Source organism: Streptomyces sp. NPDC048370 (assembly GCF_043200825.1).
GTDB lineage: Bacteria > Actinomycetota > Actinomycetes > Streptomycetales > Streptomycetaceae > Streptomyces.
Genome location: NZ_JBICYI010000016.1, coordinates 68,922 through 90,095, shown reverse-complemented (window position 1 = coordinate 90,095; position 21,174 = coordinate 68,922). Strand labels below are relative to the sequence as shown.

General features: G+C 72.4%; 21 protein-coding genes. 11 read left to right on the top strand and 10 right to left on the bottom strand.

Annotated features, from left to right (window positions below; genetic code table 11):
- Positions 1–92 precede the first annotated feature (92 nt).
- On the top strand, positions 93–1,379 hold the full coding sequence (locus tag ACGFYP_RS28945; RefSeq protein ID WP_393499569.1) for an MFS transporter: 1,287 nt from the start codon (positions 93–95) through the stop codon (positions 1,377–1,379).
- The gene (locus ACGFYP_RS28940; protein ID WP_393499567.1) at positions 1,376–1,693 is read left to right on the top strand and encodes a cupin; all 318 of its coding nucleotides are present in this window, start codon (positions 1,376–1,378) and stop codon (positions 1,691–1,693) included. Before ACGFYP_RS28945 ends, ACGFYP_RS28940 begins: the two co-directional genes overlap by 4 nt.
- A gap of 84 nt (positions 1,694–1,777) precedes the next feature.
- Here ACGFYP_RS28940 and ACGFYP_RS28935 read toward each other — a convergent pair whose 3' ends face one another.
- Positions 1,778–2,302, bottom strand: a complete 525-nt coding sequence (locus ACGFYP_RS28935) for a tetratricopeptide repeat protein (RefSeq protein WP_393499564.1) — start codon at positions 2,300–2,302, stop codon at positions 1,778–1,780.
- 183 nt (positions 2,303–2,485) lie between these two features.
- Here ACGFYP_RS28935 and ACGFYP_RS28930 point away from each other — a divergent pair, with 183 nt between their 5' ends.
- The 3 genes from ACGFYP_RS28930 (at position 2,486) to ACGFYP_RS28920 (ending at position 8,374) form a co-directional block, all read left to right on the top strand.
- Positions 2,486–4,159: a poly(3-hydroxybutyrate) depolymerase gene (locus tag ACGFYP_RS28930; RefSeq protein ID WP_393499561.1), complete on the top strand. Its 1,674-nt coding sequence runs from the start codon at positions 2,486–2,488 to the stop codon at positions 4,157–4,159.
- Between the two features lie 123 nt (positions 4,160–4,282).
- The gene (locus ACGFYP_RS28925; RefSeq protein ID WP_393499558.1) at positions 4,283–5,743 is read left to right on the top strand and encodes a threonine/serine exporter family protein; all 1,461 of its coding nucleotides are present in this window, start codon (positions 4,283–4,285) and stop codon (positions 5,741–5,743) included.
- Positions 5,744–5,875: 132 nt separating this feature from the next.
- On the top strand, positions 5,876–8,374 hold the full coding sequence (locus ACGFYP_RS28920; protein WP_393499555.1) for an ATP-dependent Clp protease ATP-binding subunit: 2,499 nt from the start codon (positions 5,876–5,878) through the stop codon (positions 8,372–8,374).
- 135 nt (positions 8,375–8,509) lie between these two features.
- On the opposite strand, the gene ACGFYP_RS28915 is transcribed toward ACGFYP_RS28920, so the two are convergent.
- The 4 genes from ACGFYP_RS28915 to ACGFYP_RS28900 all read right to left on the bottom strand — a co-directional run bounded on the left by ACGFYP_RS28915 (position 8,510) and on the right by ACGFYP_RS28900 (position 11,841).
- Positions 8,510–8,815 (bottom strand): CU044_2847 family protein, encoded by a 306-nt coding sequence (locus tag ACGFYP_RS28915; protein WP_393499552.1) that lies wholly within the window; start codon positions 8,813–8,815, stop codon positions 8,510–8,512.
- A gap of 56 nt (positions 8,816–8,871) precedes the next feature.
- Entirely contained in the window at positions 8,872–10,251 is a 1,380-nt protein-coding gene (locus tag ACGFYP_RS28910) for an Ig-like domain-containing protein (protein WP_393499549.1), read from the bottom strand.
- 163 nt (positions 10,252–10,414) lie between these two features.
- Positions 10,415–11,209, bottom strand: a complete 795-nt coding sequence (locus tag ACGFYP_RS28905; RefSeq protein ID WP_393499547.1) for an ArsR/SmtB family transcription factor — start codon at positions 11,207–11,209, stop codon at positions 10,415–10,417.
- Between the two features lie 62 nt (positions 11,210–11,271).
- The gene (locus ACGFYP_RS28900) at positions 11,272–11,841 is read right to left on the bottom strand and encodes a TetR/AcrR family transcriptional regulator (RefSeq protein ID WP_393499859.1); all 570 of its coding nucleotides are present in this window, start codon (positions 11,839–11,841) and stop codon (positions 11,272–11,274) included.
- 160 nt (positions 11,842–12,001) lie between these two features.
- On the opposite strand from ACGFYP_RS28900, the gene ACGFYP_RS28895 reads away from it, so the two are divergent.
- The 5 genes from ACGFYP_RS28895 (at position 12,002) to ACGFYP_RS28875 (ending at position 15,853) form a co-directional block, all read left to right on the top strand.
- Entirely contained in the window at positions 12,002–13,201 is a 1,200-nt protein-coding gene (locus ACGFYP_RS28895) for an FAD-dependent monooxygenase (RefSeq protein ID WP_393499544.1), read from the top strand.
- Between the two features lie 41 nt (positions 13,202–13,242).
- Positions 13,243–13,812 (top strand): PadR family transcriptional regulator, encoded by a 570-nt coding sequence (locus ACGFYP_RS28890; protein ID WP_361955944.1) that lies wholly within the window; start codon positions 13,243–13,245, stop codon positions 13,810–13,812.
- Positions 13,813–13,910: 98 nt separating this feature from the next.
- Positions 13,911–14,366, top strand: coding sequence for a peroxiredoxin (locus ACGFYP_RS28885; RefSeq protein ID WP_393499542.1), 456 nt, complete (start codon positions 13,911–13,913; stop codon positions 14,364–14,366).
- Positions 14,367–14,471: 105 nt separating this feature from the next.
- Entirely contained in the window at positions 14,472–14,873 is a 402-nt protein-coding gene (locus tag ACGFYP_RS28880; RefSeq protein ID WP_393499539.1) for an SHOCT domain-containing protein, read from the top strand.
- Between the two features lie 143 nt (positions 14,874–15,016).
- Positions 15,017–15,853, top strand: a complete 837-nt coding sequence (locus ACGFYP_RS28875; protein WP_393499536.1) for a hypothetical protein — start codon at positions 15,017–15,019, stop codon at positions 15,851–15,853.
- A gap of 97 nt (positions 15,854–15,950) precedes the next feature.
- On the opposite strand, the gene ACGFYP_RS28870 is transcribed toward ACGFYP_RS28875, so the two are convergent.
- The 4 genes from ACGFYP_RS28870 to ACGFYP_RS28855 all read right to left on the bottom strand — a co-directional run bounded on the left by ACGFYP_RS28870 (position 15,951) and on the right by ACGFYP_RS28855 (position 18,839).
- Entirely contained in the window at positions 15,951–16,322 is a 372-nt protein-coding gene (locus ACGFYP_RS28870; protein WP_393499532.1) for a peptidase inhibitor family I36 protein, read from the bottom strand.
- A complete protein-coding gene (locus ACGFYP_RS28865) occupies positions 16,319–17,041 on the bottom strand; it encodes a hypothetical protein (protein WP_393499529.1) in 723 nt (240 codons plus the stop codon). Before ACGFYP_RS28865 ends, ACGFYP_RS28870 begins: the two co-directional genes overlap by 4 nt.
- A 404-nt stretch (positions 17,042–17,445) precedes the next feature.
- The gene (locus ACGFYP_RS28860) at positions 17,446–18,222 is read right to left on the bottom strand and encodes a polysaccharide deacetylase family protein (RefSeq protein ID WP_393499526.1); all 777 of its coding nucleotides are present in this window, start codon (positions 18,220–18,222) and stop codon (positions 17,446–17,448) included.
- Between the two features lie 239 nt (positions 18,223–18,461).
- Entirely contained in the window at positions 18,462–18,839 is a 378-nt protein-coding gene (locus tag ACGFYP_RS28855) for a hypothetical protein (RefSeq protein ID WP_361955930.1), read from the bottom strand.
- Between the two features lie 138 nt (positions 18,840–18,977).
- Between ACGFYP_RS28855 and ACGFYP_RS28850 the strand changes: the two genes are divergently transcribed.
- Positions 18,978–19,499, top strand: coding sequence for a DUF6328 family protein (locus ACGFYP_RS28850; protein ID WP_393499521.1), 522 nt, complete (start codon positions 18,978–18,980; stop codon positions 19,497–19,499).
- Positions 19,500–19,508: 9 nt separating this feature from the next.
- On the opposite strand, the gene ACGFYP_RS28845 is transcribed toward ACGFYP_RS28850, so the two are convergent.
- Entirely contained in the window at positions 19,509–21,056 is a 1,548-nt protein-coding gene (locus ACGFYP_RS28845; protein ID WP_393499518.1) for an ATP-dependent DNA ligase, read from the bottom strand.
- Positions 21,057–21,174: the final 118 nt, after the last annotated feature.

The following is a 21,174-nucleotide window of genomic DNA, read 5'->3' as shown; positions in this document are numbered from 1 at the left end:
TGCCCCTCCCCACGCATCGTTGAGCTCTGCTAAACGTCGTTTGCATTGTCGCACCTTGATGGGGCGGTTCGGCGGGCAGCAGGGTGGGGGGCATGGATCTGCTGACCGGCCGTCGGCCACGGACGGCCCCCTGGCCCGAGCCCCGCCTCCTCACCCGCACCGACGTCCTCGTCATCGCGGTGGCGGGCGCCGTCACCGTGGCCAACCTCTACTTCCCCCAACCGCTGCTCGACGCGATCGCCCGTGGGCTGCGGGTGTCGCCGCACACGGCGGGGCTCGTCGCCTCGGCCGCCCAGCTCGGGTACGCGCTGGGCATCCTGTTCCTCGTGCCGCTCGCGGACACCGCCAGGCTCCGCCGTCTGACCACCGTGCTGCTCGCCCTGACCAGCGGCGGGCTGCTCGTCGCCGCGGCGGCGCCGAACGTCCTCACCCTCACGCTCGCGACCCTCGCCGTCTCCACCACCACGGTCCTGCCCCAGATCCTCACGCCCGTGGCGGCGGCGCTCGCGGGCCCCGGCCGGCGCGGCCGGGTCGTCGGGCTCGTCGGCCTCGGACTCACCCTGGGCTCCACCCTGTCCCGTACCGTCTCGGGCGTCGCCTCCGACGCCGGCGGGAGCTGGCGCACGGCCTATCTGTTGGCCGCCGCCGCGACGGCCGCCCTGCTGTGGTTCGTCCCGCGCGCGCTGCCGGAGCGCCTCGGCACGACCGGGAACCGGCTGCCCTACCGGAGGCTGCTCGCCAGCCTGCCCCGGCTGTTCGCCGAGCACCGGGAGGTACGTGAGTCGGCGCTGACCGGGGCCGCGGTCTTCGCCGCGTACAGCGTCTTCTGGGCGACCCTCTCCTTCCATCTGGCCGCCCCTCCGCTGGATCTCGGGCCGGGCGTGGCGGGCCTCTTCGGGGTGCTGAGCCTGCCCGGGGCGCTGCTCTCGGCCTACGCGGGACGGCTCGCCGACCGCTACGGAGCGGGGACCGTCCGCACCGGGGCGCTGCTCTGCCTGGCCGTCTCCTTCGTCGTCGTCGGCCTCGGGGCGCGCTCCCCGGTGGCCCTGGCCGTGGGGGCCAATCTGCTGGTCCTGGGGACGAGCGCGGCCCAGGTGGCGAACCAGGCGCGGATCTTCGAGCTGGACGCCCGGATCGCGGCGCGCGTCAACACGGTCTTCATGCTGTGCACGTTCGGCGGCGGAACCCTCGGCACGCTCACGGCGGCGTGGCTGTACGGGGCGTACGGCTGGTCGGCGACGGTCCTGTCGTCGGCGGGGTTCACGGCCCTGGCCGCCTTGGTGGTGGCGCTCGCGCGGCGGGCGGCCCCGAGTTGCGGCGCGCGGGACAGGCGAGAGGCTGGGACTCACAGCCGCGTTCCCCGCAGGGAGAGACGATGAAGGATCTCGTAGCCCTCGCCGACGAGCATCTGGCCGCCGCGCGTACCGCCCCGCACGGCCGGAGCGCCCAAGTGGTGATGCACGACGGGGTGCTCCGGCAGAGCGTGATCGCCCTGCTGTCCGGCACCGCTCTCGACGAGCACAACGCGCCGCCGGCGGCGAGCCTGCTCGTGCTGCGGGGACGGGTGAGGCTGACGACCGCGGGGTGGTCGGAGGACCTGTCGACGGGAGAGTTGAACATGATCCCCAAGGAGCGGCACGGACTCCTCGCCCTGGAGGACGCGGTCGTCCTGCTGACCGCCGTCAACGACTGAGCCGCCGCGCCCGACCGCCGCAGACCGCGAGCGCCCGAGGGGCCGAACGGCCCAGAAGCCCGAGCGCCCGACGAGCCCGCGTGCTCAGACGGTCTCTTCGAGGTCCTCGGCGTAGTGCTCGATGGCGCGCCGGTACCGCCGTACGGACGGGTCGTCGCTCGTCGCCGCGAGCAGGCGCAGGAGCAGCATGGCCGACTCGTGGTGGTCCCCGGTGTTGAACAGGGCCATCGCCAGGAAGGTGCGCAGGGCGCCGTCGTCGGGGAACTCCTCGACCGCGCCGCGCAGCGTGGCGACGGCTTCCTCGTACCGGCCGAGGATGCGGAACGTGCTGCCGAGGCCGAGGAGCGCGCCCCTGCGGTCCTCCTCGGACAGGCCGGTGGTGCCGGTCGCCTTCAGGGCCCGCTCGTAGTGGGGCACCGCTTCGGCCTCAAGGCCGAGGACGTCGTGTGCCCAGGCGGTCTGGTAGGCCACCTCGGCGTCGTCGGGCCGGCGCGCGGCGAGTTCCACCAGGCGGTCGCGCGCCTCTTCCTGTCGGCCCTGCTCGCGCAGGGCGACCGCCGCCGCCAGCAGGCCGTCCCGCTCGTCGTCACTCAGGGGGGTGGTGTCCATGGGCCCATCGTCGCAGGTCGCCGTGGAGTGCCGGTCAGCGACTGCCAGATGACGGAACGCCATACTCCTGCCGTCCGGTTGTGGCGGCCGGGCCCATAGGTTGCCGACTCGGCCCGCGCCTAGTCTCCCGGCCATCGATCCCCCATGCCCCCTGGCATGACCGACGAGCCGCCGGGAGATCCCATGCGTCCCACCCGTCCAAACCGTCCAGCCCGCCTTCGCCGCCCGCGCGGGCCAGGCAGGCTGACAGCGTTTCTGCTGTTCGCCGCCACCGCCCTGTTCCCCGTCGCGACGCCGTCGGCGGCCGCAGAGCCGGCCGCCGTCCCCGTCGCAGCGACCGCCGCCTCGCCCGCCGCCGCCCCCGTGCCCGTACCCGGGCAGCTCCAGCCGTACGACGTGGACGCCGTCTACAGCGCCGGCATCTCGTCCGGCGGCTACATGGCGACCCAGCTCCACGTGGCGTACTCGGGTACGTTCAGCGGTTCGGCGGTCTTCGCATCGGGCCCGTACAACTGCGCCCAGAACACGCTCTCCACCGCCCTCAATGCCTGCATGAACACCGTCCAGGACCTCCAGCTCGCGCAGCTGGAACAGACGACGCGGAACTGGTCGACGCAGGGACTCGTCGACCCGGTCGCGAACCTCTCCGGAGATCCGGTGTACGTCTTCAGCGGCTCGGGCGACTCGACCGTGAAACGGCCGGTCGCGGACGCGCTGGCCGACTACTACGGGCGGTTCGGCGCGCGGGTCCGGTACGACCGGAGCACGGCGGCCGGACATGCCTGGATCAGCCCGCTCGGCCCCAACTCCTGCACGGTCACGCAGAGTCCGTACATCAACAACTGCGGCATCGACGCCGAGCGGGATCTCCTCGGCCATCTGCGGGGCTCCGTCGCCGCGCCGAGCGCCACCCCCGGTGGCACGCTCATCCGCTTCGACCAGAACGCCTACGCCCCCGGCGGCACGGCGGCGCTGTCGCTCGGCGCCGAAGGGTTCGTCTACGTCCCGAAGTCCTGCTCCGACGGCGCGACCTGCTCCCTGATGGTGGCGCTGCACGGCTGCAAGCAGGGGTACACGTATCAGGGCTTCGGGACGCAGTTCGTCGACCGGGCGTATCTCAACGAGTACGCCGACACCAACGACATGATCGTGCTGTATCCGCAGGCGGCGGCGACGGGCACGCTGGAGAACCCCAACGGCTGCTGGAACTGGTGGGGTTATCTCGGCGACTCCGCGTACGCCCGGCACGGCGGCAAGCAGATCGAGGCGATCATGGGGATGGTGCGGGCGCTGCGCGGTGATTCCACTCCCCCGCCCGTGGCCGACCGGGTGACGCTCTCCAGCGTGGACGCGCAGGACGGCTATGTGAAGGCCGCGGCCGACGGTACGGGTGCGGCGGTGGGCCCGTTGGAGGACAGCTACGGCCTCGCGCTCGGCCGGGGCACGGACGCGAACGTGAACCGGACGCTGCTCTCCTTCGACACGTCCAGGATTCCTGCGGGCAAGGAGATCACCCGCGCGTATCTGACGGTGGCGCGCAGCAGCGGTGTCGGCGATCCCTGGTCGTCCCCGGCGGGCAACCGGCTGCTGGTGGACGTGAGGACGGGCTGCTTCGGCGGGTGCGCGGTCGAGCCCGCGGACTGGTCGGCGGCGGCGACGGTGGCGGGCGGGGCGGGGTTCACCGCGTTCTCCTCCGGCTCGGCGACCTCGACGGACCTGTCGGCGGCCGCCCTCGCGGCGCTCGACCGCAGCGGGACGACACAGGTGCGGTTGCGCTTCGAGTCGGCGCCCACCTCGACCGCGTACCTCTTCGTGAACAGGGACACCCCGGTGACGCTGACGGTGGAGTACCGCTAGCGTCCACGCGCGCGTGCCGGTCGGGGTGCCGGTCCGGTACCGCTGTTACGTTGCACGAATGGGACGAATCGGCGGACGGGGCGGGGTCCGGTGAGGTTTCCGCGCCTCGATGTGCGCGGGCTCGTGCGCAGGGCCGCGGCGGTGCTGCCCTGGCGGAGACGGCGCGCGTCCACGGTCACGCTGCCCGAGGCCGGGGACGTCGAGCGGGAGCGGCTGCGGGATCTCGCCGCGCTCCTGTGCGAGCTGGGGTCCGAGCTTCTGCGGGCCGGCGAGCGGACCGCGGAGGTGGAGCGCGTGCTGCGCGACATCGCCGCGCGGTACGGGATGCGGGCGCGCTGCTTCGTCGTCCCGACCGGTCTGTTCGTCCGGGTCGGCGGCGGGCCGGACGGGCGGGGCGGGGAGCTGGACTTCGCCCCGGTCGAGGGTCCGGACCTGCGCCTGGACCAGGTACAGACCCTGCAGTCCCTGGTCGACCGGATGCGCGGGGAGGCGATGCCCTTCGAGGACGTACGGCGGGCGTTGCGCGCGGAGCGGGAGCAGCCGGAACGGTTCAGCCCGGCCGCCTCCGTGCTCGGCTACGTCCTGCTCACCGTGGGGCTCGGGGTGATGCGGCACGCCACGGTGGCGGCCGTCCTCGGGTACGCGGTGCTGGGCGCCGGGGTCGGTCTCCTGCGGCTGTTCGGGGACCGGCTGCCCGCCGCCCGCACCGCGCTGCCGGTCGTCGCGGCCGTCCTGGTCACGGCGGCCTCGCTGCGCTGGGCGGGGCCGCTGCTGCACGAGGTGCCGACCGTGCTGTACATCCCGCCGCTGATCGCGTTCCTGCCCGGCGCGGCCCTCACGCTCGGCGCGATCGAACTCGCCACCGGCGCCGCCCTGTCGGGCATCTCGCGGCTCGCCGGCGCCGTCAACGTCCTGCTGCTCCTCGCGCTCGGCATCCTGGTCGGCACCGAGCTGCAGAAGCCCCGGCCGCTCGGCGGACCGCAGTCGGAGGCGCTCGGCGCGTGGGCGCCGTGGGTCGGGGTGCTGCTCCTCGGCTTCGGGTTCCTGCTGTACTTCTCCGCGCCGCCCAGGGTCACCGGCTGGCTCCTCGCCGCCCTGCTCGTGGAGCGGTTCGTGCAGTCGGCGGCGACCGAGCTGGCCGGGGCGACGTTCGGGGCATTCGCGGCCGGGACCCTGCTGCCGCCCATGGCGACCTGGATCGAGCGCCGTTCGCGCACCCCGGACCAGGTGGTGTTCCTGCCCTGTTTCTGGCTGCTCGTGCCCGGAGCCATCGGCCTCACGAGCGTCTCGGAACTCATCGTGGAGCGTGGCACGGCCGGGCTCGCCAACCTCGTGGACACCGTGATCACCGTCGCCGCCATCGCGCTGGGCATCCTCGTCGGCGCGGGCCTCCAGCGCCGGCCACGCCTCCTGGTCGGCGAACCCGCGCCGAGCGGCGGCGGGCAGGCCCTGGCGGCCGACGCCGCCGCGACCCGAGGCGGCGACGGGGCGGCCCGAGGCGCGGACGGGGCGGCCCGAGGCGGCCTCCCTCACCCGATCGGCGGGCCGGACGGCGGGGACGTCCCGGTGGACGGCGCTCGCTGAAGCCGCGGGCCGGGGCGGCGGGGCCCGCTCCGGGCCACGCTCCGTGACCGGCCTCGCCGGGTGGGGGCCGCCGGGATCTGTTCCAGTGACAGGAGTACTGCCCGAAACGTCGACGCATTTGGACGGCCTCACATGACCATGTCCCCCTTCGGCTCCTTCGGTGGACCGGACCCGTTCAACGAGCTGCTCAACCGTTTCTTCGGCATGTCGCCCGCCGCCTCTCCGCCGGCCGTCCAGCGCGTGCCGATCGGCCGGCTCCTGACGGACTCGGCGCGGGAGCTGATCGGCCGTGCCACCGCCCGCGCCGCCGACGACGGCAGTGCCGACCTGGACACCGAGCATCTGCTCTGGGCCTGCACCCAGATCGACCCGGCCCGTTCCCTGCTCGCCCAGGCGGGCGCCGACCCCGACCAGCTGGCCGCCTCGATCGCCGAGGTGCTGCCCGGCGAGAGCGGTGTCCCCTCGGCGGAGCCGGGGCTCACACCGGCGGCCAAGCGCGTCCTGCTCCGGGCGTACGAGCGCTCCCAGGAGTCGGGGGTCTCGTACATCGGCCCCGAGCACATCCTCGGCGCCCTCCTCGACGACCCGAACTCGGCGGCGCCGAAGCTGCTGACGGCGTACGGCACGGACGTCGGCGGCCTGCGGTCCACCGCCGACCGGGCGGCGAGGACGGACGGGACGCCGTCGGCCAAGCCGGAGAGCAAGACGCCCACGCTCGACGAATACGGCCGGGACCTGACCGAGGAGGCGAGGGCCGGGAAGCTCGACCCCGTGGTGGGACGGGCCGAGGAGATCGAGCAGACCATCGAGATCCTCTCCCGCCGTGCGAAGAACAACCCGGTGCTCATCGGTGAGCCGGGCGTCGGCAAGACCGCGATCGTCGAGGGGCTCGCCCAGCGGATCGTCGCCGATCAGGTCCCGAAGACCCTGGAGGGAAAGCGCGTCATCGCCCTGGACCTGTCCGGGCTCGTGGCCGGTGCCCAGTACCGCGGCCAGTTCGAGGAACGGCTGAAGAACGTCATCGACGAGGTGAAGGCCGACGCGGAGTCGACCGTGCTCTTCATCGACGAGCTGCACACCGTGGTCGGAGCCGGCGCGACCGGCGAGGGCGCGATGGACGCCGGCAACATGCTCAAGCCCGCGCTCGCCCGAGGCGAACTGCATGTGGTCGGGGCGACCACGATCGACGAGTACCGGCGGTACGTGGAGAAGGACGCCGCCCTGGAACGGCGCTTCCAGCCCGTGCTGATCCCCGAGCCCTCGGTCCCTGAGACCATCCAGATCCTGGAGGGGCTCCGGGACTCCTACGAGGCCCACCACCAGGTCCGCTACAGCGACGCCGCGCTCGCGGCGGCCGCCGAGCTCTCCGACCGCTACGTCTCCGACCGCTACCTGCCCGACAAGGCCATCGACCTGATGGACCAGACCGGCGCCCGGGTGCGGCTGCGCTCGCTGGGCAAGTCGACCGAGGTGGTCGACCGCGAGGACCGGCTGGCGAAGCTGCGCCGCGAGAAGGACGAGGCCGTCGCCGCCGAGGACTTCGAGAAGGCGAACGAGTACAAGAAGGACATCGCCCGCCTCGAGGGCGAGCTGGCCGGGCTGATGGAGCGGCGCGAGGGCGTGATGGAGGTGACGGTCGACGACATCGCGGACGTGCTGTCGCGCCGCACCGGTATCCCCGTGGCGCAGATGACGCAGAGCGAGAAGGCGAAGCTCCTCAAGCTGGAGGACGCGCTGCACAGCCGGGTGGTCGGCCAGGACGAGGCCGTCACGGCCATCGCCCAGGCGGTGCGGCGCAACCGGGCCGGCATGGGCGACCCGAACCGTCCCGTGGGGTCCTTCCTCTTCCTCGGCCCGACGGGTGTCGGCAAGACCGAGCTGGCGAAGGCGTTGGCGGAGCTGCTGTTCGGCGACGAGTCGCTGATGATCCGCTTCGACATGGGCGAGTTCCAGGAGAAGCACACGGTCTCCCGGCTCGTCGGCGCCCCGCCCGGATACGTCGGCCACGAGGAGGCCGGCCAGCTCACCGAGAAGGTGCGCCGCCATCCGTACAGCGTGCTGCTCTTCGACGAGGTGGAGAAGGCGCACCCGGACGTCTTCAACACCCTGCTCCAGGTCCTGGACGACGGGCGGCTGACGGATGCCCAGGGCCGGACGGTCGACTTCCGTCACTGTGTGGTCATCATGACGTCGAACATCGGCGCCCAGCGGATCCTGGCCCACCACGGTGACGTCTCGGAGATCCGCGACGACCTGAAGCAGGATCTGCGCGGCTACTTCACGCCGGAGTTCCTCAACCGCATCGACGAGACGATCATCTTCCACGGTCTCGGCGAGGGCGATCTCGGCGACATCCTCGATCTGCTGCTGCAGCAGAGCGAGCGCCGGGTCCGTGCCCAGGGTCTGGAGCTGCAGGTGACGGAGGCGGCGAAGAAACTGCTCGTGGCCCACGGCCACCAGCCGGAGTTCGGTGCCAGGCCGCTGCGCCGCACGATCCAGGCGGAGCTGGACAACCGGATCGCGGACCTGCTGCTGGGTGGTGAGGCGAATCCCGGCGACACGATCGTGGCGGACGTCCAGAACGATGCCCTGGTGTGCCGGGTGAAGTCCCCGCAGGCCGCTTCGGCCTGACCGCGGCACTTCCACCGACCGCGGACACCTCCGCCTGATCGCAGGCCTCTCGGGCCTGCCCCCGAACGCCGCGGGGCCTGAAGGGTGTTGTCCCCCGCTTCAGGCCCTGCGGCCATCCCGTGAACGGTCGCGGGATCAGGAGGACTTGGTCCATTCGAGGGTGACCCGCAGGTTCGCGCGACCGCTGCCCCTCACGATGAGCGCGGTCAGTCCGCCCGCGTCCAGGCCCAGTTCGCAGCCGAACTCCACCGTCGCCCGGTCGGGGGCCGCCTGGTGCATCGCCTGGCTGAGCTGTCCGGCGAACGAGGACAGGGCACGCGTGACCCCGGAGAGGTCCGGGGCGCGGCCGCCCAGGCCTTCGAGGTCCGAGTCGGGGCCGAGCCGCTCCGCCTCCACGTAGAGGACGGCGTCTTCGATCTCGACCCTGGTGATGTCCCGCATCACGGATCCCTCCGGGGGTGGCTTGCGAGCAGAGCGCCAGTATCACCGAGGAGGGGTCAGAGGTCGGGCAGCAAGCCTCCCGAGGCGTGGCGGGTGAGGCCCGCCGCCTCGGCGAGCGCGCTGCCGCGCTGCCAGTCCGGCCAGGCCAGGTTCCAGTCGCCGTACCCGTTCCCGAACGGGGTCATCGGTGCGCCGTAGCCGTTGACCACCTCGACGAGGTCGCCCTCGCGGACGGTACGGAAGAGCCAGGCGGCGTCCTCGGTGCTCATGCCGGTGCAGCCGTGGCTGACGTTCTCGCTGCCCTGCACGTCCGTCGACCAGGGCGCCGCGTGCAGGTACTCACCGCTCCAGGTGACCCTGGTCGCCCAGCGGACCTTGAGGTCGTAGAAGTCACGGCTGCCGCGCGCGATGCCGATGGAGTCGCCGCGCATCCGCACCAGGGACTCCTTGCCGAGGACGACCTTGACGCCCCCGCGTGTGCGGTAGCCGGCCTTGCCGGTGGTGACGGGGATGGTCCGGATGACGCGGCCGTTGCGCCTGACGGTCATCCGGAGGGCCGCCACGTCGGTGACGGCCTCGACACGGTCACCGGTGGTGAAGGTCAGGGGGCTCGACGTGCCGCCCTGGAGCCGGTCGTCGACGCGCACGGAGTCGAGTCCGCTGCGGACCCGGACGGTGGCGTGGGCGGGCCAGTAGGCGCGGGGCCGGTAGTGCAGCGTCGTGGGCCCCACCCAGTGCCAGGCGCCCTCGACGGCGGGCTCGGAGCGTACGACGAGGGCGCGTTCGACGGCGCCGCGGGCGTCGGGGGCGTCCGCGGGCACGGGGTGGCTGAGTTCGGCGGTGATCGGCTGCCCGACTCCGTACGTCCGCCCGGACGACGGCCCGAAGGTGGCGGTCAGCCGCTCCCCCGCCGGCGCTCTGCCGGTACGGAAGTCAAGGCGCGCCGCCCTGCGTACGGAGCCCCCGGGGCGGGGTTCCTCGACGGTGAGGCGCGCCGTGTAGCGGGCGTCGGAGCGGAGCGCGACGGCGCTGGTCCAGCGGCTGCCGTCCGGGCTCGGGCTCCCGGCCAGGCCGCGCCCGCGCTGGTCGGTGACGGTGACGTCGGTCAGCCGGCCCGGGGTCCTGAGCGTGATCCCGACCGGCCCCGAGGCCTCGCGGCGGTCGAGCAGGAACGGCCGTCCGGTCAGGGCGGACGCGCCGGAGAGCTTCACGGTGTGACGTGCCGGGACACACGGGCCGCCGCCCGTCCCGCAGCCGCTCACCGTGACGATCGCGGAGCCGAGGGAGCCCACGGGGTCGACGTGCTCGGCGGGGCGTGGTGGGCGCGGTGCGAAGGGGGACGGTCCGGCCGGGTACTGTCCGGCCGTCGTGACGAGGACGGCCCCGACGGCGAGCGACAGCGCGCCCCAGCCCTTGATGTTCCTGTGCGACGGCACGACGACACCCTCCCCTTCCGATCCGCGGCGGTACCGGGCATCAAAACGGATCAGGAGAAGAAAAGATGATCACGTGACCGGGCGTGGCGTCGGAGAGGGCTTGGAGACGACTCGAATGAACCAATCGCGGCTCCGGGCGGCGGTTCCGGGCGGCCCCGATGGCTCAGCGCGGCGGTTCCGGCAGCTCCTCGCCGGTCTCCAGGAGCGACTTGAGGCTGGAGAGCAGCGCCGGCCAGCCTTCGCCGATCATGCCGCGCACGGTGCTGCCGGGCTCCAGGTCGTCGTGCACGACGGTGAGCTTGACCGTGTCCCCGGCCGGTTCGATCTCGAAGGTCACCTTCGAGCGGCACTCCGTGGCGAGCTTCGCGTACACCTCGTCGCCGATGCCGACCGCCTCGGCCCACTCGGGCGTGAAGGTGTGCCAGGTGTAGGAGAGCCGGCGGCCGGGCTCGGCCGCGAGGACCACCTGCTCGGGGTCGCTCGTCTTGCGACCGCCCTCGTCCCAGACCATCGGTGATCCGGCGGTCCAGGTCGTCTCGAAGGCCACGCCCCAGTAGCGCCGGGTGAAGGCGGGGTCGGTCAGGGCCTGCCAGAGCTCCTCGGGGGTGGTGCGGATGTACGTGGTGTAGACGAACGCGTTGCTGTCCATCGGGTTCTGCTCCAATGCTGACTTCAGGTCGGCGAGCGCGCTGACGCGCTCGCGGGCGTACCGGCTGATCCAGCGGTCCCCGATGGCGTGGATCGGAGCGGCGTTCAGGTAGTGCAGCTTCTCCCGTCCCCGCCGCACCGTGACCACCAGCCCCGCCGCCTCCAGGAGCGCCAGATGCTTGCTGACGGACTGCCGTGCCATGTCCAGCTCCGCGCAGAGTTCGCGCAGGGTCTGGCCGTTGCGGGCGTTCAGACTGTCGAGCAGCCGTCGCCGACCGGCATCGGCCAGTGCCTTGAACACCTCGTCCATCGCCCCACCTCAACATGCAGCCTTTTAGCTGCCTCTACGATAGGCAGCCGATCAGCTGCATGTCAACGACCGTCCGCCGCACCCGCACCCCGGGCGGGCCGTAGGGCCGCCATCACCAGGCCTTCCACCTCCTCCGCCGAGACGCTCCCACCCCGGACCACCCGGTCGAGCACGAGCCCGTCCACGCACGCGAGCAGTGCGAGCGTGCGCCCTTCGGGGTCTTCGACCCCTTGGGCGGCGAGGAAGCGGCAGACCGCGTCCCGCCCCGGGTTCTCCCGTGGAACCAGGATTTCGCGGAGTTCGGGGTCGCGCACGCTCTCGACGGCGCAGGCGTAGCGGGCGAGGGAACGGCGCCGACCCTCGCCGGTGAGCCGCCGGTCGACGAGCATGAGGACGGCGTAGGCGAGTTCGGCCGCCGAGCGCGGCTCGGGCAGGCGTTCCCCGGCGGCGCGCAGCTCGGCCTGGTCCAGGTCGACGAGCCTGTGAACCAGCGCGGTCAGCAGGGCCGAACGGGTGCGGTAGTACGCCGAGGTGGTGCCGGCCGGGAGTCCTGCGGCGGCGTCCACGGCGCGGTGGGTCAGTCCGCGCATCCCGGCGTCGGCGAGCACCCCGAGCGCGGCATCGGCGAGCAGGGTGCGCCGGTCGGGACGCTTCGGGGCGGGGTTCTGCGGGGCGGGGCCCTTCGGGGCAGGGCGATCAGGAGTCACCCCCTCTTTCTACACCTGTAGAGACTGCACGCTAGTCTTCTACAGCTGTAGAAGATGTGGGACGGAGCGGGAAGGGCTGATCACCATGGGGAAAACGGCTGTCGTCGTCGGCGCGGGCATCGGCGGACTCGCCGCGGCCATCGGGCTGCGGCGCGTCGGCTGGGAGGTGACGGTCGTGGAGCGTGCGCCCGTGCTCGACGACGCGGGCGCCGGGATCTCGCTCGCCGCCAACGGCATCCGCGCCCTCGACGCCCTCGGGGTCGGAACCGCCGTGCGCGCCGCCGCGCGCGGCCAGTACACGGGCGGCACCCGTACACCGGACGGGAGCTGGCTCGCCCGCATGGACGGCGCCGCCCTGGAACGCGCCCTGGGCACGCCGATCGTCGGCATCCCCCGCGCCACGCTGCACCGGCTGCTGCGCGAGGCCCTGCCTGCCGAGGCCCTGACCGTCGGCGCCGAGGTGACCGGCCTGGACCGTACGGAACCGGGGCGGGTCCGCGTACGGGCGACCGGTTCCACCGACATCGAGCTCGACGCCGATCTGGTCGTGGCCGCCGACGGTGTCAACAGCCGCACCCGAGGCGCCCTCTTCCCGGGCCACCCCGGCCCCGCCTACAGCGGCTCGACCGTGCTCCGCGCCCTCACGGACCGGCCGCTGGACCTCTCCTCGGACTTCGAGATCACGTGGGGACACGGTGCCGAGTTCGGGCACATCGCCTTCGTGGACGGGCGCGCGGAGTGGCACGCCGTCCTCAACTCCCCCGCCGGGGTCCGGCACGCCGACCCGCTCGGGGAGCTCCGCGGGCGGTTCGCCGGCTGGCACCGGCCGATCCCGGAGCTGCTCGACGCGACCCGCCCGGAGGCCGTCCTCCACCACGACATCCACGAGTTGACGACGCCACTGCCCTCCTTCGTCGCGGGCCGGGTCGCCCTGCTCGGGGACGCCGCCCACGCGATGACCCCCAATCTGGGCCAGGGCGCGTGCCAGGCCCTGGAGGACGCCGTCGTCCTCGCCTCGGCGCTGACTCAGGGCCCGGACGTCGACACCGCCCTGAGCGCGTACGACGCCGAGCGGCGCCCGCGCTCCCAGGCCGTCACGGTCGCCGCTCGCAAGGCGGGGCGGATGGGACAGCAGCTCTCGGCGCCGGGAGCCGTGGCCCTGCGCAACACCACCATGCGGCTCGCGCCGTCCGGCGCGACGCTCCGGATGATCCTGCGGCACGCGGACTGGACGCCGCCGAGCCTTCCGGAGCCGCCGACCGCACAGGCCCCCCTCGTTGAATAGGTGCGAAACCACCTGATCAACGGTGCTGCTAGCGTGTCCGGATGTCCCTGAAGCACGCTGTCCTCGCGGCCCTCCTGGAGGGCGAGGCATCCGGCTACGACCTGGCCAAGATCTTCGACGTGTCCGTGGCCAACTTCTGGGCCGCCACACCGCAGCAGCTCTACCGGGAGCTCGACCGACTCTCCGAGGCCGGTCTGATCGCCGCCCGCGTCGTGGAACAGGAACGGCGCCCCAACAAGCGGATGTTCTCCCTCACCGAGGCGGGCCGACAGGACCTCACGGCGTACACGGCCCAGCCGCCGCGTCCGACCGCGATCCGCGACGAGCTGATGGTCCAGGTGCAGGCCTGCGACGAGGGCGACACCGAGGCCGTACGCGGCTTCGTCCAGGAGCGGATGGAGTGGGCGCGGGGCAAGCTCGCGCGGTGGGAGCGACTCCGGGAGTGGATGCTCGCCGGGCGGGACGAGGCCACGTACCTGCGCGAGGCGGAGCGGATCGGCCCGTACCTCACGCTGATGCGCGGGCGGTCCCTGGAGGAGGAGAACCTGCGCTGGGGCGAGCAGGTCCTCGCGATCCTGGACCGGCGCCAGGCCGCGCGCCAGCGGGCCTGAGGCGGCCCTCGCGCCCCCCGGTGACGGGCTTCCCTACCCTGCGGTAGCGTCACCCGTCGATGACCGGAGGAGCCGGTCGGAGACAAGGGGCGGGCCGGATGAACGTCGGTGACATCGTCGAGGACTTCACTCTTCCGGACGAGACGGGGGCACCCCGTTCGCTGACCGGTCTCCTCGCGAACGGGCCGGTCGTCCTCTTCTTCTACCCGGCGGCCATGACCGCCGGGTGCACCGCGGAGGCCTGCCACTTCCGTGACCTGGCCGCCGAGTTCCGGGCGGCGGGGGCGCATCCCGTCGGCATCAGCTCCGACAGCGTCGCGCGACAGCAGGAGTTCGCCGACCGCCACTCGCTCGGCTACCCGCTGCTCTCCGACCCGGAGGGCGCCATCCGCAGCCGTTTCGGCGTCACGCGGGGCTTCTCTCTCGCGCCGACCAAGCGGGTCACGTTCGTCATCGACGAGGACCGCCGCATCCTGGAGGTCGTGCGCAGCGAGCTGCGGATGAGCGTGCACGCGGACCGCGCCCTGGCGGCGCTGAAGACACGTACCGCCTGATTCGCGGCGGGGCCGGCCGCCTCGACATGCGGGGGTGCGGGGGTTGGGCAACACTCGCTCGTATGGCCGGTGCCCCGGTGGCCGTGGCCGGAACGGAGTGCAGGAATGGACGACTACCCCCTCCTCAACCTCTTCTGGACCATGCTCTGGTTCTTCCTCTGGATCATGTGGCTGTTCCTGCTGTTCAAGGTCATCACGGACATCTTCCGCGACCACGAACTGAACGGCTGGGCCAAGGCGGGCTGGCTGATCTTCTGCATCCTGCTCCCCTACCTCGGTGTGCTGGTCTACGTGATCGCGCGCGGTAGGAGCATGAGCCAGCGGGACATCAAGCAGGCAAGGGAGAACGAGGCCGCGTTCCAGTCGTACATCCGCAAGGCGGCGGGTACGGGCGGTGACGGCACGGGCAGCAACGTCGACGAACTCGCCCGACTGGCCGAACTCAAGGAAAAGGGCGCCATCACGAACGAGGAGTTCGAGAAGGCGAAGGCCAAGGTCCTGTCCTGACGAACGGCGCACCGGACGAACCGGCCCCGGCGGAACCGGTCCTCACCGAATCGGCCCCGGCGCTCTCCCGCTCGCTCCTGCGGGACGCGCGGGCCGAACCGGGCCGGTTCCCCGAGCTGCTCGCCGCCTTCGCCCTGCGGCACATGGGCCCTCCGGCCGGCCGGAGCGTGGAGCGGCTGCGCGGCGCGCTGCCGGAGGCGGATCCCGCCGAGCTCCGGGCCCTGGTCACGGAGCGCGGTCGGCGCGCGGTCACCGCCGAAGGGGCGTTCGTGGGCGGGCCGTTCATGCTGCTGATCCCCGTCGCGTTCTGCGGGGCGCTGCTGCTCCAGGCGCGAACGATCCTCGAACTGGCGGGCCTGGAGGGCCGGGACACCACGGCGCCCGAGCGCGCCGCCGAACTACTGGTCCTGCAAGGGGTGTACGCGGACACGGCGGCGGCCATGGCCGGTCTGCGCGCCCGCCCGAAGACCGCGGACGGAACCCGGCCCCGCCGCGGCCGGATCGCCGCGCTCCGGCGCCTGGTCCTGCGCATGGCCCGCCTGCTCGGCATCCTCGCGCCGGACGATGCAGGGAGCGGTCGCAGCCTCGTCGCGCGGCTCGGCCAGTGGGCGCTCCTGGGCGTCGTGTTCCTGACCGGTCTCGTGGCGCCGCTGGTGTGGCTGCCGTACATGGCGCTCTCGTACCACCGCTCCACCACCGAGCTGACGGACCGGGCGACCCTCTTCTACTTCGGCGTCCGCGACCGCCGGGCACCCCGCACCGGCCGGATCCACCCGGACATGGTGGTGGCCGTTCTGCGAGCGCTGGTGTCGATCCTGATCCCGGTCGTGGGAGTGGCCCTGATCGTCTTCACGGACGTACAACTCTCCGGCGCGCGCTGGCCCCTGCTGGCCCTCCTGCTGGTCACCACCCCTCTGGTCGTAGGCGGCCTGTGGCTCTGGCGACACCGCCCGTCCCGTCGCTCCCACGGACCGGCCTGACGGCGCTACGCGGCGAAGCCGAGGTCGGTGACACACCCCTACCCGGCGGTCCCGCACCCCGTGGGGGCGCGGGAGCACGTCGTGGCGAGGGAGCCGGTCAGCAGCCCATCGCCCAGGTGTGGGAGTCGCCGCGGTCGTTGGCGGCTCCGTTGTACCCGACCTCCTGGCCGGGGGCCAGGCAGATGGTCATGGAGCCGCCCTGGTGGGCGTCCTCGTAGACGCGGACGTAGTCCTTGATGCCTGCTCCGGAGATGCCGTGGTTGGCCCAGGAGGAGTCGGTGTCGGCGATCCAGCTCTCCCACCAGCCGTCGTCGCCGCTCCAGTTGGCCCGCTGGCCGCCGAAGTCGGCGTCCTGCCAGGTACAGAAGTGTCCGCTCGGACAGTCGGCCGCCTGGGCGGGTGCCGTCAGGGCGAGGCCGCCGGTGAGGGCGAGCAGGGCCGCGGCAACGGTGGTGAGGATGCGCTTCATGAGGTGTTGGTGCCTTCCTGTGTGGTGAGGGGTGCGGACAGCTCGGCTGCCCGCCGCAGCGCGCGGGTGCGCAGCTGCTGGTACGTGGTGAGCTGGTCGACCCGCAGGGCGCGCACCTTCGCCAGCTCGGCGCGTTCCAGTCGGGCACGCACCTCGGCGAGTCCGCTCTCCTTGTCGCAGCGGGTGACGACAGCGGGGGCGGGGCGTGCGGCGCGGGCGGGGACCGGGGTGCCGGGCGGGGTCGCGCACCGGTTCCAGCGGGCTAGGGCGTCCCGGTGTGCGGGGTCGTCCTTCATGCGCTTCTGCGCCTCGGCGCGCAGGTTGTCGACGGTCACCTGGGCGCGGAACCAGCGCGCCTGGTCGCCGTAGAGGGTCTGCCGGGCGGCGGCGAGGCAGCCGTCGGTGTGGGCGGTGACGGTGTGGCCCGTGGCGAGGGTGAGCGACAGCTCTCGGGGGCCGGTGCCGAAGAGCGCCGCCTGGAGGCGTCGGTCCTCCTCGGAGGTGGCCGGTCGGCGGGCGAGGGTGAGTCCGCGGGCTTCGAGGCAGCGGTCGACGAGGGTGCGCTCGACGGTTCTGAGCAGTGCGTCCTGGGCCTGAGGGGTCGGCGGGACGGTCGGTCCGGGGACGGCGGTGACACACCCCGTGAGCAGGAGCCCGGCGGCCAGGGCGCCAGCCAGGGCGCCGGCGGCGCGCCGGACGCGCGCGGTCGTGTCCTGCATGGCGGCCCCCTCGTGACGTCCCCGGTCGGTGGGCCGCCGACATGATCGTCACAGCCCGTGACGATCACTGCCCGGGCCGCGAGGGGGCATGCGCGAGGTCACTCGAAGGGGTCGAACGCGCCGGAGCACGCGCCTCTCAGGCGCGGGCCCGCGCCTCGGTGAGGCGATGAGAAGGGGCTATTCGTCGACTCCGGGAACGACAAAGCCCCGGTTGGACGGGGGATTCCAACCGGGGCCGATTGCCGCGACGACGAAGAGCGGTCACCTCAAGGGGGGGACCTGGGGACCGGGCCCCTTCACCGTCACACATTGATGAACGATAAACCTTCAAGACGAGTTCCGAGGCGCCCGGGCTGCCCGATGTGAGACACATCACCCCATTTTCACCGTTCGTGCGTCTCACATCACGGACGGTAGACGGCTCCGGGTTCGGCCTTGCCGGGCGCGAGGAGTTGGGGAACCGTCACGAAGGTGAACCCCCGCCGCTTCAGTTCGTCGATGATGCCGGGCACCGCGGGAACGGTGCCGTCGTAGATGTCGTGCAGCAGGATGATCCCGTCACCATCGGCGGCGTCGAGCACCCGCTTCCGTATGAGTTCCGAATCGGTCGTGGAGTAGTCCTTGGCCGTGACGCTCCACAGGACCTGAGCCAGACCGAGTTCGCGGCTCACCTCGGAGACCGTGTCGTCGGTGCGCCCCTGCGGCGGCCGCATCAGGGTGGGCCGCTTCCCGGTGATCTTCTCTATCGCGTCCTGGGTGCGGGAGAGTTCGTCGCGCACCTCGTCCGCCTCCAGGTCGGTGAGGATGCGGTGGGTCCACGTGTGGTTGGCGACCTCGTGCCCCTCGTCGGAGATGCGCTTGACGACGTCGGGGTAGCGGTCGACGTGCTTCTTGCCGAGCAGGAAGAACGTGGCGGGGACCTTCTTCTCCTTGAGCACGTCGAGGAGGTGGGGGGTGTCCTTGCCCGGCCCCGCGTCGAAGGTCAGCGCGATGCACTTCGTCTTCGCGCAGTCGACCGCCCCGGCCGCCCCCGCCTTGTCGTCCGATGCCGCGACCTTGCCCCTGGCGTCACCCGGGCTGATCGGGTCGACCCCGCAGCCGCTGAGCGCGAGCACGAGAGAGGCCGCCGCCAGAAGGGCGACGGCCGGTCCCCGGCGCTTCCCCGTTTCGGTTCGGAACATGGTGCTGCAGACCCGCTTTCCCCATAAATGGCTTCGGAACGCCACGCACGCCTGGTCAGGGGCGTCTCCACGTGGCTCGCCGAGCACTCTACACACGGTGTATACACGCCGTGCATAGGGGGGTCGGGGCAGACGTGTGCCCCGGGCGGCGCCCGTCCGCTCCGCCCGGGGCGTCGATGTGCCGGCGGAAGCCGGCAGGTCAGCGGGTCAGCAGGTCAGGACTCCGGCACGACGGCCGGTCAGCGGGAGGAGAGCAGCAGCCGTGCCTCGGTCTCCTGGTCACCCGACACGGACTGCATCGACTGGATGTCGAAGGTCTCGGCGAGGGTCTTCTCGACCTCGTCGACCGCGTGGTAGCCGCCGGTCAGCAGCGCTCCGACCTTTCCCGTCAGATGCACGGGTCCGGTCTCCTCCCGACGCCCCTCGGCCGTGTCGAACGTGGCCATCCAGACGGTGGGGGCGGGGGAACCGGCCGCCCGCGGGCCCGGCGCGCTCATGTCCTCGAGCTTGTAGACGTGGTCGAGGGCGTCGAAGACGGCCTGGGCGTCCTCCCGGTCGCAGTCGCTCAGCTGCACGGTGACGTCGGTGTCGATGTGCCTGTCGTACACGTCGCTCATCTCCTCGCTGCCGGGCGGCGTTCCTGTCGTCCCGCCACGCTTCCAGCATCCCTCGCGCCGAGGCGTCACGCGACGTTCGGGGATTGAAGCCGCCCCCGCGCGGTTATTCGCAAGGTGGGGGCGACTACGGGAGGTTCCGTGTCCACTCGACCGGCTCATGACCAGACGGACAGCACCGGCGACGGCCGAGGACGTGACGAGACGCAGGAGGAGCGCGCGGACCGCCGGTGGGGCGAGCTGATGCAGGAGATCAGGGTCGCCCAGACGGGCGTGCAGATCCTCTTCGGCTTCCTGCTCACGGTCGTCTTCGCACCGACCTTCGTCGATCTGTCGGACACGAACCGGACCATCTACGTGGTCACGGTGTCGCTGGGCGCCGCGGCCACCGGGGCCCTGATCGGGCCGGTGTCCTTCCACCGGATCGTGGCGGGGCGCCGGATCAAGCCCCAGACCGTGGTCTGGGCCTCCCGGCTGACGTTCATCGGACTCGTCCTGCTGCTCGCGACGCTGACCTCCGCGCTGCTGCTCGTCCTGCGGGTGGCGACGAACGACTCGTTCGTTCCGTGGCTGGTCGCCGGTCTGATCGCCTGGTACCTGCTGTGCTGGTACGCGCTGCCCCTCTGGGTCCGCCACCGGTACACCGACCGGGAGGAAGACTGAGCCCGGGGGTCACGCTCCGCCGACGACCCGCTCGACGGTGTCGGCCTCGGCAGCGGGCTTGTCCGGCCGGTGCCGTACGACCCGGGCGAAGCGGAGCGTCACGCCGCCCGGGTACCGGGTGGAGCGCTGCAGCCCGTCGTAGGCGATCTCGACGACGAGCTCAGGACGTACCCGTACGGTGAACCCGTCGTCCTCCACGGCGAGTTCACCGAGCTTGGCCGTCTGCCAGCGCAGCATCTCGTCGGTGAGCCCCTTGAAGGTCTTGCCGAGCATCACGAAGGTGCCGTCTGCCGCCCGCGCACCGAGGTGGAGGTTGGAGAGCAGGCCGGTACGGCGGCCATGGCCCCATTCGACCGCGAGCACCACCAGGTCGAGGGTGTGCACCGGCTTGACCTTGAGCCAGGTGCGGCCCCGGCGGCCCGCCACATAGGGCGCGTCCAGGGCTTTGACGAGGACTCCTTCATGGCCCCTGGCCAGGGTGAGGGTGAAGAACTGCTCCGCCTCCCGGACCTGTTCGGCGTCGTCGGGGTCGTCGACGACGAACCGGCGGACCCGCCGGTTCTCGGGGAGGAGCCGGACCAGCGCGGCGCGGCGCTCCTGCCCGGGTCGGTCGATGAGGACCTCGCCCTCCGCCGCGAGCACGTCGAAGAAGACGGGTGAGAGCGGGAGGGTGACGCCGGCGCCCTCGACGTCGACACGCGAGCCGACCCGCGAGGCGATGTCCTGGAACACCATGGGCCGACCCGTGGCGGGGTCGACCGCGATGACCTCGCCGTCGAGGATGAACGGGTCGCCGGGTGTCTCCAGTGCCGCGGCGACGACTTCGGGCAGCCGGCCGGTGATGTCGTCGAGGGAGCGGGTGAACACCCGGACCTCCTCGCCGTGCCGGTGCACCTGGATACGGATGCCGTCGAGCTTCTCCTCGACGGCACAGGGACCGAGCCCGGCGACGGCCTCGGTGACCGAACCGGCGGTGTGGGCGAGCATGGGCAGGACAGGGCTGCCGACGCGCAGCGCGAAGGTGCCGAGGGCTGCGGGCCCGTCGACGAGCACGGCCCGCGCGACCCGAGGCAGAGAGCCTTCGAGCATCACGGCGCGGCGGAGGTCCGCGGAGGGCACGGTGGCGGCCCGTGCGACGCCTTCGAGGGCGATGGCGTCGAGGGCGCCCTGACGTACCTCACCTGAGAGCAACCTGATCAGGAACTCCTGCTCCTCCAGAGTGGCGGCGGTCATCAGTTCATGGACGAGCCGGGCGCGCTCGGCCTGCGATCCGGCTCCGGAGACGGCGGCGAGCTCGGTCATGGCGGCATCGGTGCCTGCGAGGGTGAGCGTGGGCCGCGCGGCGGGCGGCACGGCGGGCGGGATCGCGTTCTTGAGGACGCTCCAGCCGACGCCGATGCGTCCTTGCGGGAGCCGGCCGGAGAGGTACGCGATGACGAGCGGGCTCTCCTCGGGCGCAGCCTCCGAGAAGAGCTCGGCCAGGACCGCGATCTTCCGTGAGCGGGCGGAGGTGGCGGCGACCTGGAGGGACGCGTCCGCGAGTCGGGCCAGCAGCATGCGACCATCCTCTCCCTCCCGTGAGCGGAGCCGCATGTCGGGCGGACGCACCCGGTGGCCGGTGGCACCCGGACCACCGCGCCGAACCTCGACGCGCCCGCCCCGGCCCCGAGCCGAC

What these genes read in the sequence shown, in the direction of transcription:
- ACGFYP_RS28945 (WP_393499569.1), top strand. Translation starts at nt 93, where the DNA reads ATGGATCTGCTGACCGGCCGTCGGCCACGGACGGCCCCCTGGCCCGAG.
- ACGFYP_RS28940 (WP_393499567.1), top strand. Translation starts at nt 1,376, where the DNA reads ATGAAGGATCTCGTAGCCCTCGCCGACGAGCATCTGGCCGCCGCGCGT.
- ACGFYP_RS28935 (WP_393499564.1), bottom strand. Translation starts at nt 2,302, where the DNA reads ATGGACACCACCCCCCTGAGTGACGACGAGCGGGACGGCCTGCTGGCG.
- ACGFYP_RS28930 (WP_393499561.1), top strand. Translation starts at nt 2,486, where the DNA reads ATGCGTCCCACCCGTCCAAACCGTCCAGCCCGCCTTCGCCGCCCGCGC.
- ACGFYP_RS28920 (WP_393499555.1), top strand. Translation starts at nt 5,876, where the DNA reads ATGACCATGTCCCCCTTCGGCTCCTTCGGTGGACCGGACCCGTTCAAC.
- ACGFYP_RS28915 (WP_393499552.1), bottom strand. Translation starts at nt 8,815, where the DNA reads ATGCGGGACATCACCAGGGTCGAGATCGAAGACGCCGTCCTCTACGTG.
- ACGFYP_RS28905 (WP_393499547.1), bottom strand. Translation starts at nt 11,209, where the DNA reads ATGGACGAGGTGTTCAAGGCACTGGCCGATGCCGGTCGGCGACGGCTG.
- ACGFYP_RS28895 (WP_393499544.1), top strand. Translation starts at nt 12,002, where the DNA reads ATGGGGAAAACGGCTGTCGTCGTCGGCGCGGGCATCGGCGGACTCGCC.
- ACGFYP_RS28890 (WP_361955944.1), top strand. Translation starts at nt 13,243, where the DNA reads ATGTCCCTGAAGCACGCTGTCCTCGCGGCCCTCCTGGAGGGCGAGGCA.
- ACGFYP_RS28885 (WP_393499542.1), top strand. Translation starts at nt 13,911, where the DNA reads ATGAACGTCGGTGACATCGTCGAGGACTTCACTCTTCCGGACGAGACG.
- ACGFYP_RS28880 (WP_393499539.1), top strand. Translation starts at nt 14,472, where the DNA reads ATGGACGACTACCCCCTCCTCAACCTCTTCTGGACCATGCTCTGGTTC.
- ACGFYP_RS28875 (WP_393499536.1), top strand. Translation starts at nt 15,017, where the DNA reads ATGGGCCCTCCGGCCGGCCGGAGCGTGGAGCGGCTGCGCGGCGCGCTG.
- ACGFYP_RS28870 (WP_393499532.1), bottom strand. Translation starts at nt 16,322, where the DNA reads ATGAAGCGCATCCTCACCACCGTTGCCGCGGCCCTGCTCGCCCTCACC.
- ACGFYP_RS28865 (WP_393499529.1), bottom strand. Translation starts at nt 17,041, where the DNA reads ATGCAGGACACGACCGCGCGCGTCCGGCGCGCCGCCGGCGCCCTGGCT.
- ACGFYP_RS28860 (WP_393499526.1), bottom strand. Translation starts at nt 18,222, where the DNA reads ATGTTCCGAACCGAAACGGGGAAGCGCCGGGGACCGGCCGTCGCCCTT.
- ACGFYP_RS28855 (WP_361955930.1), bottom strand. Translation starts at nt 18,839, where the DNA reads ATGAGCGACGTGTACGACAGGCACATCGACACCGACGTCACCGTGCAG.
- ACGFYP_RS28845 (WP_393499518.1), bottom strand. Translation starts at nt 21,056, where the DNA reads ATGCTGCTGGCCCGACTCGCGGACGCGTCCCTCCAGGTCGCCGCCACC.